Source organism: Enterobacter cloacae complex sp. 6730903 (assembly GCF_048283985.1).
GTDB lineage: Bacteria > Pseudomonadota > Gammaproteobacteria > Enterobacterales > Enterobacteriaceae > Enterobacter > Enterobacter hormaechei_C.
Map to the genome: position 1 here is coordinate 26,059 of NZ_JBLVXX010000018.1, position 14,827 is coordinate 40,885.

General features: G+C 57.5%; 12 protein-coding genes. 8 read left to right on the forward strand and 4 right to left on the reverse strand.

The genetic code is table 11. From position 1 onward, the window contains the following. Positions 1 to 20: 20 nt before the first annotated feature. From fruB to fruA, 3 genes are read left to right on the forward strand one after another with little or no spacing between them, the layout of a single operon-like run. Positions 21 to 1,151, forward strand: coding sequence for a fused PTS fructose transporter subunit IIA/HPr protein (fruB, locus tag ACNQ0W_RS11810; protein WP_017693041.1), 1,131 nt, complete (start codon positions 21 to 23; stop codon positions 1,149 to 1,151). Further along, a complete protein-coding gene (gene fruK / locus ACNQ0W_RS11815; protein WP_006811313.1) occupies positions 1,151 to 2,089 on the forward strand; it encodes a 1-phosphofructokinase in 939 nt (312 codons plus the stop codon). The genes fruB and fruK overlap by 1 nt, the downstream gene beginning before the upstream one ends. Before the next feature lie 16 nt (positions 2,090 to 2,105). After that, positions 2,106 to 3,791, forward strand: a complete 1,686-nt coding sequence (fruA, locus tag ACNQ0W_RS11820) for a PTS fructose transporter subunit IIBC (RefSeq protein WP_062932764.1) — start codon at positions 2,106 to 2,108, stop codon at positions 3,789 to 3,791. 75 nt (positions 3,792 to 3,866) lie between these two features. On the opposite strand, the gene nfo is transcribed toward fruA, so the two are convergent. Both nfo and ACNQ0W_RS11830 read right to left on the reverse strand, forming a co-directional pair. Further along, positions 3,867 to 4,724 carry a deoxyribonuclease IV gene (gene nfo, locus ACNQ0W_RS11825; RefSeq protein WP_032623904.1) on the reverse strand — a complete coding sequence of 286 codons (858 nt, stop codon included), beginning with the start codon at positions 4,722 to 4,724 and terminating at the stop codon, positions 3,867 to 3,869. A 64-nt stretch (positions 4,725 to 4,788) separates the two neighbouring features. Then, entirely contained in the window at positions 4,789 to 5,835 is a 1,047-nt protein-coding gene (locus tag ACNQ0W_RS11830) for a YeiH family protein (protein WP_062932765.1), read from the reverse strand. Between the two features lie 97 nt (positions 5,836 to 5,932). Between ACNQ0W_RS11830 and yieE the strand changes: the two genes are divergently transcribed. Next, positions 5,933 to 6,799 carry a DNA-binding transcriptional regulator YeiE gene (gene yieE / locus ACNQ0W_RS11835; protein WP_062932766.1) on the forward strand — a complete coding sequence of 289 codons (867 nt, stop codon included), beginning with the start codon at positions 5,933 to 5,935 and terminating at the stop codon, positions 6,797 to 6,799. Positions 6,800 to 6,979: 180 nt separating this feature from the next. Continuing rightward, entirely contained in the window at positions 6,980 to 8,449 is a 1,470-nt protein-coding gene (locus tag ACNQ0W_RS11840) for an amino acid permease (RefSeq protein WP_015572314.1), read from the forward strand. 54 nt (positions 8,450 to 8,503) lie between these two features. On the opposite strand, the gene ACNQ0W_RS11845 is transcribed toward ACNQ0W_RS11840, so the two are convergent. Both ACNQ0W_RS11845 and fghA read right to left on the reverse strand, forming a co-directional pair. Then, entirely contained in the window at positions 8,504 to 10,489 is a 1,986-nt protein-coding gene (locus ACNQ0W_RS11845) for a ligand-gated channel protein (RefSeq protein WP_047053369.1), read from the reverse strand. A 269-nt stretch (positions 10,490 to 10,758) separates the two neighbouring features. Further along, positions 10,759 to 11,586, reverse strand: coding sequence for an S-formylglutathione hydrolase (fghA, locus tag ACNQ0W_RS11850; protein WP_047053370.1), 828 nt, complete (start codon positions 11,584 to 11,586; stop codon positions 10,759 to 10,761). A gap of 137 nt (positions 11,587 to 11,723) precedes the next feature. On the opposite strand from fghA, the gene ACNQ0W_RS11855 reads away from it, so the two are divergent. The 3 genes from ACNQ0W_RS11855 to yeiB all read left to right on the forward strand — a co-directional run bounded on the left by ACNQ0W_RS11855 (position 11,724) and on the right by yeiB (position 14,819). Beyond that, positions 11,724 to 12,872 (forward strand): YbfB/YjiJ family MFS transporter, encoded by a 1,149-nt coding sequence (locus ACNQ0W_RS11855; RefSeq protein WP_062932767.1) that lies wholly within the window; start codon positions 11,724 to 11,726, stop codon positions 12,870 to 12,872. A gap of 102 nt (positions 12,873 to 12,974) precedes the next feature. Continuing rightward, positions 12,975 to 13,643, forward strand: a complete 669-nt coding sequence (gene folE / locus ACNQ0W_RS11860; protein WP_047053374.1) for a GTP cyclohydrolase I FolE — start codon at positions 12,975 to 12,977, stop codon at positions 13,641 to 13,643. A gap of 18 nt (positions 13,644 to 13,661) precedes the next feature. Then, positions 13,662 to 14,819: a DUF418 domain-containing protein YeiB gene (gene yeiB, locus ACNQ0W_RS11865; protein ID WP_047053376.1), complete on the forward strand. Its 1,158-nt coding sequence runs from the start codon at positions 13,662 to 13,664 to the stop codon at positions 14,817 to 14,819. Positions 14,820 to 14,827: the final 8 nt, after the last annotated feature.

Sequence of the window (14,827 nt, forward strand, 5' to 3'; positions counted from 1 at the left end):
TTCAGCAGGAGAGGAGAATCATGTTCCAGTTATCTGTTCAGGATATTCACCCGGGCGAACAGGCCGGGAATAAAGAAGAGGCTATTCGCCAGGTCGCCGCTGCGCTCGTGCAGGCTGGCAACGTGGCTGACGGCTACGTCAACGGCATGCTGGCGCGTGAACAGCAGACCTCCACCTTCCTCGGTAACGGTATTGCAATTCCGCACGGCACCACGGACACCCGCGATCAGGTGCTGAAAACCGGCGTGCAGGTCTTCCAGTTCCCGCAGGGCGTGCTGTGGGGCGAGGGTCAGGTGGCTTACGTGGCGATTGGCATCGCGGCCAGCGGTGACGAACACCTGGGCCTGCTGCGTCAGCTGACGCACGTGCTGAGTGATGATGCCGTCGCGGAACAGCTTAAATCCGCTACCACTGCTGAAGAGCTGCGTGCCCTGCTGATGGGCGAAAAACAGAGCGAAGCGCTGAAGCTGGATAATGAAACTCTGACGCTGGACGTCGTCGCGTCCGATTTGCTGACGCTCCAGGCGCTGAACGCGGCCCGCCTGAAAGAGGTCGGTGCGGCGGATACCACTTTTGTGACGCGCGCCATCAATGATAAGCCATTAAACCTGGGTCAGGGCATCTGGCTGAACGACAGTGCTGAAGGCAACCTGCGTAGCGCTATCGCGGTCAGCCGTGCTGCGGTTGCCTTTGAGACAGACGGCGAACGCGCCGCCATGCTGGTAACGGTTGCCATGGCGGACGATCAGCCGGTATCCGTGCTGAAGCGTCTGGGCGATCTGCTGCTGAACAATAAAGCTGAAAAACTGCTGAATGCAGACGCGGCGACGGTGCTGGCCCTGCTGACCAGCGACGATGCGCTGACGGATGACCTGCTGAGCGCAGAGTATGTGGTGCGTAACGAACACGGCCTGCATGCCCGTCCGGGCACCATGCTGGTGAATACCATTAAACAATTTGCAAGTGAGATCACCGTGACCAATCTGGACGGTTCGGGTAAACCAGCCAACGGGCGCAGCCTGATGAAAGTTGTCGCGCTGGGCGTGAAGAAAGGCCATCGTCTGCGCTTTACCGCGCAGGGTGCGGATGCTGAACAGGCGCTGAAAGCGATTGGCGACGCCATCGCGGCCGGTCTGGGGGAGGGCGCATAATGAGCAGACGTGTTGCGACCATTACGCTGAACCCGGCTTACGATCTGGTGGGCTTCTGCCCGGAAATTGAGCGTGGCGAAGTTAACCTGGTGCGGACGACCGGCCTGCATGCCGCAGGGAAAGGGATTAACGTGGCGAAGGTGCTGAAAGATCTCGGCATCGACGTCACCGTTGGCGGTTTCCTCGGTAAAGACAACCAGGACGGTTTTCAGCAGTTGTTCAGTGAACTGGGCATCGCTAACCGTTTTCAGGTTGTGCAGGGCCGTACCCGCATCAACGTTAAGCTGACCGAGAAAGACGGTGAAGTGACCGATCTGAACTTCTCCGGCTTCGAAGTGACCCCGGCTGACTGGGAGCGCTTTGTTGCCGATTCCCTGAGCTGGCTGGGCCAGTTTGACATGGTGTGCGTCAGCGGCAGTCTGCCGTCCGGCGTCAGCCCGGAAGCGTTCACCGACTGGATGACGCGCCTGCGCAGCCAGTGCCCGTGCATTATTTTCGACAGCAGCCGCGACGCGCTGGTCGCCGGTCTGAAAGCCTCGCCATGGCTGGTTAAGCCTAACCGCCGCGAACTGGAGATCTGGGCGGGCCGTAAGCTGCCAGAATTAAAGGATGTGATTGACGCTGCCCATGCGCTGCGCGAGCAGGGTATCGCTCATGTGGTGATTTCGCTGGGTGCAGAAGGTGCCCTGTGGGTTAACGCCTCCGGGGAATGGATTGCCAAACCGCCTTCAATGGAGGTGGTCAGCACCGTAGGTGCCGGGGATTCGATGGTTGGCGGTCTGATCTACGGTCTGCTGATGCGCGAATCCAGCGAACATACCTTACGTCTTGCTACCGCCGTTGCGGCCCTGGCCGTGAGCCAGAGCAATGTCGGTATTACCGATCGTACCCAGTTAGCCGCGATGATGGCGCGCGTTGACTTAAAACCTTTTAACTAACAGCAGGAGAGGAATAATGAAAACGCTGCTGATCATTGACTCCGGTCTCGGACAGGCTCGTGCCTATATGGCGAAGACCCTGCTGGGCGCGGCGGCACAAAAAGCGCACCTGGATATCATTGATAACCCGGGTGATGCTGAAATGGCGATTGTTCTGGGCGACAAAATCCCCGCGGACAGCGCCCTGAACGGCAAAAAAGTGTGGCTGGGTGATATTAATCGCGCGGTGGCACACCCTGAACTGTTTCTGAGCGAAGCAAAAGGTCATGCTACGGTTTACAGCGCACCAGTGGAGGCGGCGCCGGTTGCAGCCACTGGCCCGAAACGCATTGTTGCGGTAACGGCCTGCCCGACAGGTGTAGCGCACACCTTTATGGCGGCTGAAGCCATTGAAACCGAAGCGAAAAAACGTGGCTGGTGGGTGAAGGTTGAAACCCGCGGCTCTGTTGGCGCGGGCAATGCCATCACGCCTGAAGAGGTGGCGGAAGCCGATCTGGTGATTGTGGCGGCGGATATCGAAGTGGATCTGGCGAAGTTTGCCGGCAAGCCGATGTACCGCACTTCTACCGGCCTGGCGCTGAAGAAGACCGCGCAGGAGTTTGATAAGGCGCTGGCGGAAGCCAAACCGTATCAGGCAACCGGTGCGGCTAAAACTGCGACTGAAGGAAAAAAAGAGTCTGCGGGTGCGTATCGTCACCTGCTGACCGGCGTATCCTACATGCTGCCGATGGTGGTGGCGGGCGGCCTGTGTATTGCGCTCTCCTTCGCCTTTGGTATCGAGGCGTTTAAAGAGCCGGGCACACTGGCGGCCGCGTTGATGCAGATTGGCGGCGGCTCCGCGTTTGCGCTGATGGTGCCGGTGCTGGCGGGCTTTATCGCCTTTTCCATTGCTGACCGTCCGGGTCTGACGCCAGGTCTTATCGGCGGTATGCTCGCCGTGAGCACCGGTTCTGGCTTTATCGGCGGTATCATTGCCGGTTTCCTCGCCGGTTATGTGGCGAAGCTGATCAGCTCGAAGCTGAAGCTACCGCAGAGTATGGAGGCGCTGAAACCTATCCTGATCATCCCGCTGATCTCCAGCCTGGTGGTCGGTCTGGCGATGATTTACCTGATTGGTAAGCCGGTCGCGGGCATTCTGGAAGGTCTGACCCACTGGCTGCAAACCATGGGGACGGCGAACGCGGTGCTGCTGGGCGCAATCCTCGGCGGTATGATGTGTACCGACATGGGTGGTCCGGTAAACAAAGCGGCATATGCGTTTGGCGTTGGCCTCCTAAGTACCCAGACCTATGCGCCGATGGCGGCGATCATGGCGGCAGGTATGGTGCCACCGCTGGCGCTTGGCCTGGCGACAATCATCGCCCGTCGTAAGTTCGATAAAGCGCAGCAGGAAGGCGGTAAAGCGGCGCTGGTGCTGGGCCTGTGCTTCATCACCGAAGGCGCAATTCCGTTTGCGGCACGCGATCCAATGCGTGTTCTGCCGTGCTGTATCGTGGGTGGTGCGGTGACGGGAGCTATCTCCATGGCGGTAGGTGCGAAACTGATGGCGCCGCACGGCGGTCTGTTCGTCCTGCTGATCCCTGGCGCCATTACGCCGGTGCTGGGTTATCTGCTGGCGATTGTTGCCGGTACGCTGGTGGCAGGCCTGTCTTACGCGGTGCTGAAGCGCCCGGAAGCGGAAGTGGTCGCAAAAGCAGCCTAAAAGCGGTGTCGGGTGGCGGCTTCGCCTGACCCGACCTACAAAAAGAGCCGGGGCGCGTTACGCACCCGGCTTTTTTTATGCCGCCTGTTCAGCGGTTTGCTGCGCCTTCAGCCAGGCAATCTCTTCCGCCCAGATATCCGGATTGATGGTTTCAAGCACCATTGGAATGCCGTCGAAGCGGGCATCCTGCATGATAAAGCGGAACGCATCGTGGCCGATATTGCCTTCGCCCAGGCTGTGATGGCGGTCAACGCGACTGCCGAACGCGCTTTTCGCATCATTTAAGTGCATACCGCGAAGGTATTTAAAACCGACAATACGCTCGAACTCCTCGAAGGTATTTTTTGTGGCCTCGGTTGTGCGCAGGTCATAACCGGCCGCAAACGCGTGGCAGGTATCAATGCACACGCCCACGCGGGATTTGTCTTCCACGCCGTCGATGATCGCCGCCAGATGCTCAAACTTAAAGCCGAGGTTGCTGCCCTGACCGGCGGTATTTTCAATCACCGCCGTCACGCCCTGGGTTTTATCCAGCGTCATGTTAATTGACTCGGCAATGCGCGCCAGACAGGCGTCTTCGTCGATTTGCATCAGATGGCTGCCGGGATGGAAGTTCAGCAGCGTCAGCCCCAGCTGTTCACAGCGCTGAACCTCATCCAGGAACGCTTCGCGGGATTTTTCCAGCGCCTCAGCAACCGGATGGCCGAGGTTAATCAGATAGCTGTCGTGCGGGAGGATCTGGCCAGGTCCATAGCGGTATTTCTCGCAGGCGGCTTTGAAGTCATCAATCACTTCCGCGGTGAGGGGAGCTGCGCGCCACTGGCGCTGGTTTTTGGTGAACAGGGCGAAAGCGGTCGCCTCGATTTCGGCGGCGCGAATGGCGGCATTCGCAAGGCCACCGGCAGCGCTGACGTGCGCTCCAACATATTTCATAAAAAGACTCCTGTTAACCCGAAATGCCTATGATAACGGGTTAACAGGAGAAGGACGAGATGGTTTATGCCAACAGGCTGTGTACCGCAAGGTTAATCGCGCCGCCGCCAACGATCAGCCAGATGAACAGCACCAGCGCCATCAGCAGCGGTTTCGCCCCGGCTTTTTTCAGCGCGCTGACGTGCGTGGTGACGCCCAGCGCCGCCATTGCCATCGCCAGCAGGACCGTATCCAGCGTGACCAGCATATCCACCATCGCTTTTGGCAGCAGGTGGAAAGAGTTGAAGATAGCGACCACGATGAACAGGATCGCAAACCACGGAATGGTGATTTTGCTTTTCTCGCTGCCGCCTGCCGGAGCCAGCTGTTTAACCCGCGCCGCGAGGAAAATCAGGAACGGGGCCAGCATCATCACGCGCAGCATTTTGGCGATGACCGCCGCGTTTTCTGCTTCCGGATTAATGGCGTGACCAGCCGCCACCACCTGCGCCACTTCGTGCATGGTTGAGCCGATATAAATGCCGTAGGTTTCCGGACTAAACCAGTGCGCCACCAGCGGATACATGGCCGGATACAGGAAGATCGCCAGCGTACCGAAGATAACTACCGTCGCGACGGCAACCGTGACTTTACTGGCTTCGGCTTTAACGACGGGTTCTGTTGCCAGTACCGCCGCCGCGCCGCAGATGCTGCTACCCGCACCGATCAGCCAGCTGGTCTGTTTGTCCAGCCCAAAGATCTTCTGGCCGATAAAGCACGCCAGTAAAAAGGTGCTTGAAAGGGTCAGGACGTCAATGGCAATCCCGCTGACACCGACATCCGCAATCTGCGAAAAGGTGAGGCGGAAGCCATAGAGGATGATCCCAAGACGTAATAAATGCTGCTTGGCGAAAATCACGCCGCCGTCGCAGGATTTCCAGATGTGTGGATAAACGGTGTTCCCGACCACCATGCCGATCAGAATGGCCAGCGTCAGGGCGCTGAACCCTGCGCTGGCAACCGCCGGCATACTCCCGCCCCATAAAGCCACGCCGGTCACCACGGCGCTGAGCGCGAGACCCGGCACGAAGTGCCACACTGTACGATGATGTTGTAAGGTGATTTCTGACATAACCTTCTCCTTTGTCTGGCTAAAGGTTACGGCGCTCTGGCTTAAAAATAAAATTGATTATATATTTATAATCAATCTTTATAAGTGGTAAGCAACCATGCACATTACATTGCGTCAGCTGGAAGTTTTTGCCGAGGTGCTGAAAAGCGGCTCGACAACCCAGGCGTCACAAATGCTGGCGCTCTCGCAGTCCGCCGTTAGCGCGGCCTTGACCGATCTTGAAGGGCAACTGGGCGTCCAGCTTTTCGACAGGGTAGGCAAGCGGCTGGTGGTGAACGAACATGGCCGCCTGTTGTATCCGCGTGCCCTGGCCTTGCTGGAGCAGGCGACGGAGATCGAACAGCTGTTCCGCGAGGACAACGGCGCTATTCGTGTCTACGCCAGCAGCACGATCGGTAACTACATCCTGCCGGAAGTGATTGCCCGCTACCGCCGGGATTTTCCGACCCTGCCGCTGGAGATGAGCGTCAGCAACAGCCAGGACGTGATCAACGCGGTGATCGATTTCCGCGTGGACATCGGGCTTATCGAAGGGCCGTGCCACAACGTGGATATCATTGCGGAACCTTGGCTGGAGGATGAGCTGGTGGTGTTTGCCTCCCCGGCCTCTTCTTTACTCCAGGGCGAGGTGACGCTGGAGCGGCTGGCGCAGGCGCAGTGGATCCTTCGCGAGCAGGGTTCCGGCACGCGTGAAATTGTCGATTACCTGCTGCTGTCCCATCTGCCGCAGTTCCAGTTAGGGATGGAGTTAGGTAACTCCGAAGCCATTAAGCATGCGGTGCGTCATGGCCTGGGCATTAGCTGTCTTTCCCGACGGGTGATTGCCGAACAGCTGGAAACCGGCTCACTGGTTGAGATCCCCGTTCCGCTACCGAAGCTGGTGCGCACGCTGTGGTGCATCCATCATCGGCAGAAACACCTTTCCAGCTCGCTCCAGCGTTTTCTGCGCTACTGCGCCATTTAACGTTCCCCGGTGGCGCTTCGCTTACCGGGGCTACGTGCGCTTATCACCCCGTATTTTTATGCTTTACTTATAATCCTGGCCGAGTCATGAAGCTCTCTTATAACTGAGTATTTCTGCCGGAAGCAACGCAGATCGTCTGCTACAATCGCGCCTCATTTATTGAATGGACAGCATTTTCACATGGTTTCAGAAACTAAAACCACACAAGCGCCCGCGCTACGTCGCGCACTTAAGGCGCGTCACCTGACGATGATCGCCATTGGCGGCTCCATCGGTACAGGTCTTTTCGTTGCCTCTGGCGCAACAATTTCGGCAGCCGGCCCGGGTGGGGCATTATTCTCTTATATACTGATTGGCCTGATGGTCTACTTCCTGATGACCAGCCTGGGCGAACTGGCGGCATACATGCCGGTGTCTGGTTCGTTTTCGACCTACGGACAAAAATACGTTGAGGAAGGCTTCGGCTTCGCGCTGGGCTGGAACTACTGGTACAACTGGGCGGTGACCATCGCCGTTGACCTCGTCGCCGCACAGCTGGTAATGACCTGGTGGTTCCCGGACACGCCAGGCTGGATCTGGAGCGCCCTGTTCCTGGCGGTCATCTTCCTGCTGAACTACATCTCCGTGCGCGGTTTCGGCGAAGCGGAATACTGGTTCTCTTTGATTAAAGTGGCAACCGTCATCATCTTTATCGTCGTCGGTGTGGCGATGATCGTTGGTATTTTCAAAGGGGCTGAACCGGCGGGCTGGAGTAACTGGACGATAGGCGATGCGCCGTTTGCCGGGGGCTTCTCGGCGATGATTGGCGTGGCGATGATTGTCGGCTTCTCCTTCCAGGGTACCGAGCTGATTGGTATTGCGGCCGGTGAATCCGAAAACCCGGAGAAGAACATTCCGCGCGCGGTGCGTCAGGTGTTCTGGCGTATCCTGCTGTTCTATGTGTTCGCGATCCTGATTATCAGCCTGATCATTCCGTATACCGACCCAAGCCTGCTGCGTAACGATGTGAAAGACATCAGCGTCAGCCCGTTCACGCTGGTCTTCCAGCATGCGGGTCTGCTCTCTGCGGCGGCGGTGATGAACGCGGTGATCCTGACGGCGGTACTGTCTGCGGGTAACTCCGGGATGTACGCCTCCACTCGTATGCTTTACACCCTGGCCTGCGACGGTAAAGCGCCGCGTATTTTCTCGAAACTGTCTCGCGGTGGCGTGCCGCGCAACGCGCTGTATGCGACCACGGTGATTGCGGGTCTCTGTTTCCTGACCTCCATGTTCGGCAACCAGACGGTCTACCTGTGGCTGCTTAACACCTCAGGTATGACGGGCTTCATTGCCTGGCTGGGCATTGCCATCAGCCACTACCGTTTCCGTCGCGGGTACGTCAAGCAGGGTCATGATCTGAATAATCTGCCGTACCGGTCAGGGTTCTTCCCGCTGGGGCCGATCTTCGCCTTCGTTCTGTGCCTGATCATTACCCTGGGTCAGAACTATGAGGCCTTCCTTGCGGACACCATTGACTGGGGCGCCGTCACGGCCACCTATATTGGCATTCCGCTGTTCCTGATCATCTGGTTTGGCTACAAACTGACGAAAGGAACACGCTTCGTTCGCTACAGTGAAATGGATTTCCCGGAACGATTTAAACAATAACCGCACTTCCTCTCTTTTAGCCCGCTCAGTTGAGCGGGCTTTTTTATGGGCAGATCAGAAGCTGTAGGTCATGCCAACGGTATAGCGACGGCCATCCAGCACGGTGTCATAGGTATCGTAATCAATCTGCTTGTCGAGCACGTTATACACACCGGCAGTAACCAGCAGGTTTTTGTTGGCGTTGTAGCGCATACCGACATCAACCTGAGTGTAGGACGGCGTACCCTGGGACATTGATGTGCGGCTCAGGTACTCAGACGTTTTACCGCGCAGGTTCAGACGACTCCAGAAGCCGACGTCGGGCGTCGCCTGCCAGTCAAGAGTGGTGTTGAACATGTGCTTAGGCATCTTGTTCAGTGGCTTGCCGGAGAACTGGCCGCTCTTCTGCTCGGACTCCGTATAGGTGTAGTTTGCAGTCCAGTTCACATCACGTGTGATCTTCCACCCGAAGGAGGACTCCACGCCGCGCATGTTGGCTTTGTCCACGTTGACGCGATCGCTGACGAAATCATAGCTGTGACCGCCAATCGTACAGGCGGGATCGGCGCTGCTGTTACAGCGGCGAACTTCCGTAATTTTGTCCTTGAAGTCGGTATTAAACAGCGTCACCCCGGCATTCAGGTTATCGTTGTTATCCCAGAGCAGGGCGAGTTCTTCGCTCAGGCTCTTCTCTGGTTTCAGATCCGGGTTGCCAACGATGATACCGTCAAGACGGCCGCCACCTGTCACCTGGCCCCAGCTGGCAGACGACTGACGCAGATCCGGCGCACGATAGCCCGCAGAAACCCCACCTTTTAACGTCCACTGATCGGCCAGGTGCCATACGCCGTAACCGCGCGGCGTCCAGTTCGTACCGTAGTTTTGGTCTTTATCCATACGCAGGCCGCCGGTCAACGTAAAGCTTTCCGTCATTGCCCATTCATCTTCGGCAAACAGGGCCCAGCTCCAGCGCGTCAGTTTGTTCAGGCCGTCAGCTGCTTCCAGCTGGTTACCGTTGTCGCGAAGTTTCTCATAGCGATACTGCCCGCCGAGGGTCAACGTATGATCGCCGAGGAAAATCTGGTTCTGGTTGTTGAAGGTGGTGTTATAGGAGCGCATTTCACGACCTGGATTATTGGTCTCTTCCTGCTGGATATAGCTGGTAGTATTGAAGTCGTCGTAATACCCGCTGTGCGTTAAGGAGTAGGTCGTGTGCTCATAGCGCGAGTCGCTTTTGGTATTTGGCGTACAGGTTGTTCCCCGGCAGGTTTCAGCCGCTTTCGACATCCCCGGGGTGCTGTTTCTGTCCTGAAGCTCGCGAGCAAAATCAAGGTCGAAATCGTTCTTCTCGTCCGGGGTGAAGTTCAGCGTAATGCCACCGTTACGCATTTTTTGCTCGTTATACCCGTTCACGATTTTATCTTCGGCGCGGCGTGACAACAGCCCCGTCACTTTTGCGCCAAGCAGACCGTCAATCAGAGGACCAGAAGCGTAGGCGTTGGTCTGGAAGATATCGCCGGAATCATGGTTTTCCTGGAAGGTTGCATCGCCATGCAACGAACCGGTCCAGGCTTTGGTGTTCGAGACTTTTTTGGTAATGACGTTGATGACGCCACCCATCGCATCGGAGCCGTAAAGCGAGGACATCGGGCCGCGGATGACCTCAATTCGTTCAATGGACTCCAGCGGCGGCAGCCAGCCTTGTTCAATACCCGAGTTGTCGCTGTTGGGGCGGGTGCTTCGCGTACTGACGCGTTTGCCGTTCACCAGGAACAGAGTGTACTGAGAGGCCATGCCGCGAATACTGATATCGCTGCTGCTCCCGCCGCCGGTGACGACAACGCCCGGGACATCTCTCAGGGCATCGGTAACATCACGGTAGGCTTTATCTTCAATCTGCTGTTTTGAAATCACAGAGATGGAGGCGGGGGCATTCTGGATCTTTTGTTCAAAACCCGTCGCGGTGACGACAACGGTGTCCTGATCGGCTGCGTGAACGAAGGGGGAACATGTGGCAGCGCCAATGGCGACGGCCAGGAGCTTAATGCGTGGTATTGTCATTTGTACATTCCGTATAAAAATGAAAAAAACTCCATCGGGATAACCCTGAGAACTGTATGTTTTTGTCTTGTAAGAACTCTTTGAGATGGAGAAGAGCCTGGAATTGTACAAAAGAATGTAGAATTGTAAACACAAATGATAATTGAAATCATTTGTGTTTGAGTTAGAGCGGCGGAAAACAGGCTGGATTCAAGCGGATAGAAGTATGTAAAGAAGCGGGCGGGGAAAGACCCGGCAGGCAGGAGGCGCTACCGGGCAAAAGGCGGCACTTACCTGAACAGATGCTCCGCATGGAAGCGGAGATGATCCTCAATAAAGGACGCCATAAAGTAATAGCTGTGATCGTATCCCGGCTGAATGCGCAGCGTCAGCGGCCAGTCCTTCTGGCGCGCGGCTTCCGCCAGCAACGCAGGCTGTAACTGCCCGGCGAGGAACTGATCGGCATCACCCTGATCCACCAGCATCGGGATAGCGTCTTCTGGCTGGCTCGCCAGCATCAGCGCGCAGCTGTCCCATTCCTGCCATTTTTCTGCATCTTCACCCAGATAGTGCGTAAAGGCTTTTTGCCCCCACGGCACCTGCGTTGGGTTCACAATCGGCGCAAATGCGGACACGCTGGTGTATTTCCCCGGATTTTTCAGCGCCATGATCAGCGCCCCGTGGCCACCCATCGAATGTCCGCTTATCGCGCAGCGCTCGCTGACCGCGAACTGAGAGTGCACCAGGGCAGGCAGTTCATCGCGAATGTAGTCATACATGCGGTAATGGCTCGCCCACGGTTGTTCGGTAGCGTTGAGATAGAACCCGGCGCCTTTACCCAAATCGTATCCGGCATCGTCGGCCACGTCCTCGCCACGCGGGCTGGTATCTGGCATCACCAGCGCAATGCCCAGTTCGGCGGCAATGCGCTGGGCGCCCGCTTTGGTGGTGAAGTTTTCGTCGTTGCAGGTCAGGCCTGAAAGCCAGTACAGCACCGGTGGATTGTCCGCAGGGGGCAGGAAAATGCTGAACGTCATAGCACAATTCAGCGTGGTGGAGTCGTGCCGCCAGCGCTGCTGTCGACCTTCAAAACAACGATGCTCTTCGAGCAGTTCCATGCAGGGCTCCTTATACGAAAGACTATTCATAAAACGCATAATACAGAGTTTTCATTGACCTGTGAGCAACTTTCACTTTCGCAGGACGGCGAGATGTTGCATCATAAATTTACTTTTCTTTAACAATTGGAGCGATCATGGCGCTGCGTATCGCGCTCAGCGGATTTGTGGTTCTGGTCGTGGCGATGGGGATAGGGCGCTTCGCCTTCACGCCTCAGGTGCCGCTGATGATAGCCGCCGGGCAACTCACGCTCACCAGCGCGGGGCTGGTGGCGGCAATGAACTATCTGGGCTATCTGGTAGGGGCATGGGATGCCATGCGCGCCCATCGCTTCGTTGAAACACGTCTCTGGCTTGGCATCATTGGCGCGGTGGCGCTGACGCTGCTCTCCGCGGCGGCAGAGAATGCCGTCGTTCACGGCCTGCTGCGCTTTGTGATTGGCTGCATGAGCGGCTGGTCGATGGTGCTGATTGCCGCCTGGACCAACGAGCGGCTGGGGCAGCTGGGCAAACCGGGGCTAAGTGCGGCCGTCTTTGCCGGACCCGGGGCAGGCATTGCCCTGAGCGGCCTGCTGGCGGTCTATATTCAGGCGAAAACCTTGTCCGCCGGGGCGGCATGGCAAATCTACGGCGTACTGGCGCTGGTGCTGATTGTGCTGGTGGCGCGCTACCTGCCGCGCGCGGGTCAGCTTCATCGCCCTGGTACCGCGCCTGAGCCGTTGCTGCTGACTGCGGATCTCAGGCGTCTGGTCTGGAGCTACAGCCTGGCAGGATTCGGCTATATCCTCCCGGCGACCTTTTTATCGCAAATGGCGGCGGTGCGTTTTCCCGGCAGCCTGTTTGCCCAGTTTGTCTGGCCGATATTTGGCGCCGCCTCGGTGGTGGGAATTGCGCTCAGTATTGCCCTGCGGCATACATCAAGCGCTAACCGCAGGCTGGCGATAGTTCTCTGGTTACAGGGGATTGGCGTGCTGGCGGCCTGGCTGCTGCCGGGCATAGGCGGCTTGCTGACGGGTGGGCTACTGGTAGGCGGCGGATTCCTCTGCGCCGTGCAGCTCTCTCTTTTGTACGGTCGCGAGCTGGCGCCAGACCATACGCGTTATATGGCGGGACTGCTCACCACCGGGTATGCCATTGGTCAGCTGGTGGGTCCGGTCACGTCGGCACTGTCGACCTGGCTCACGCACCGGCTGGAACCTGCGCTGGGGCTGGCGGGGATCGCGCTGTTCGTTGGCGGAGCGTTAGTCTGGAACCGTCAGGCTGAAAGGCAACAGCAATTGCAATAATTATCGTCGTGAATACTGGATTATGTGCGTCGCCTCACGCACAATGAGCGCACACTTTTGCCACAACGAGGGCAAAAGACGCCACACCTGCAGGAGAAAAGAATGTCATCACTCAGTAAAGAAGCAGCCCTTGTCCATGAAGCGCTGGTTGCGCGCGGTCTTGAAACGCCACTGCGCCCGCCCGTGCAGGAACTGGACAATGATACCCGCAAGCGTCTGATCGCCGGCCATATGACGGAGATCATGCAACTGCTGAATCTCGATCTGAGCGACGACAGCCTGATGGAGACGCCGCACCGCATCGCGAAGATGTACGTCGACGAAATTTTCTCCGGCCTGGATTACGCGAACTTCCCGAAAATCACCGTCATTGAAAATAAGATGAAGGTCGATGAGATGGTGACGGTACGCGATATCACGCTGACCAGCACCTGCGAGCATCACTTTGTGACCATCGATGGTAAAGCGACGGTGGCCTATATTCCAAAAGATACGGTCATTGGCCTGTCCAAGATCAACCGCATCGTGCAGTTCTTTGCCCAGCGTCCGCAGGTGCAGGAACGTCTGACGCAGCAGATCCTGACCGCACTGCAAACTCTGTTGGGTACTAACAACGTGGCGGTGTCGATCGACGCGGTGCACTACTGCGTGAAAGCGCGCGGCGTGCGTGATGCAACCAGCGCAACCACCACCACTTCGCTGGGCGGCCTGTTCAAATCGAGCCAGAACACCCGCCAGGAGTTCCTGCGCGCCGTGCGTCACCACAACTAATCAGACAGGGCAGGGACCATGGAGCGAAACGTCACGCTCGATTTTGTACGCGGCGTCGCCATTCTCGGTATCCTGCTGCTGAATATCAGCGCCTTCGGCCTGCCGAAGGCCGCCTATCTGAATCCTGCGTGGTATGGCGACATCACGCGCAGCGACGCCTGGACGTGGGCAATCCTCGATCTCTTTGCACAGGTTAAATTCCTGACCCTCTTTGCGCTTCTGTTTGGCGCGGGACTTCAGCTTCTCCTCAAACGCGGTACGCGCTGGATCCAGTCGCGTTTAACGCTGCTGGTTATCCTCGGCTTTATTCATGGGCTACTTTTCTGGGACGGCGATATCCTGCTCGCGTATGGTCTGGTGGGCCTGATTTGCTGGCGGCTGATCCGCGACGCGCCCGGTGTGAAAAGCCTGTTTAACACCGGCGTGATGCTCTATGTCATGGGACTGGCCGTGTTATTGCTGCTTGGCATGATTGCCGATGATTCCACCCGTCGTTCATGGGTCCCGGATGCGGCCAACCTGCAATATGAGCAGTTCTGGAAGCTGAAAGGCGGCATGGAAGCGATAGGCAACCGGGCCGATATGCTCGGCGATAACCTGCTGGCGCTGGGCGCGCAATACGGCTGGCAGCTGGCGGGGATGATGCTGATGGGCGCAGCCCTGATGCGCACCGGCTGGCTGAAAGGGGAATTTAGCCTGCGACACTATCGTCGCACGGGAGCAGGGCTGGTGCTGCTCGGCGTGATCATCAACCTCCCGGCGGTGATGATGCAGTGGCATCTTCAATGGGATTACCGCTGGTGTGCGTTCCTGTTGCAGGTGCCGCGCGAACTGAGCGCGCCGTTCCAGACCATTGGCTATGCGGCGTTGATCTATGGCTTCTGGCCCCAGCTTTCTCGCCTGTGGATCGTCAGTGCGGTGGCCTGTGTTGGACGGATGGCGTTAAGCAATTACATTCTGCAAACGCTGATATGCACCACGCTTTTCTACCGATTCGGCCTGTTTATGAAATTCGACCGCCTGACGCTGCTGGCGTTTGTTATTCCGGTCTGGATTGTTAACGTGGTGTTTTCGGTTGTCTGGCTGCGTTTTTTCCGCCAGGGCCCGCTGGAATGGGCATGGCGACGGTTAACCGCCCGTGCTTCGGGCGTGTCATTGCGTAATACATCCAGATAACGATCTGG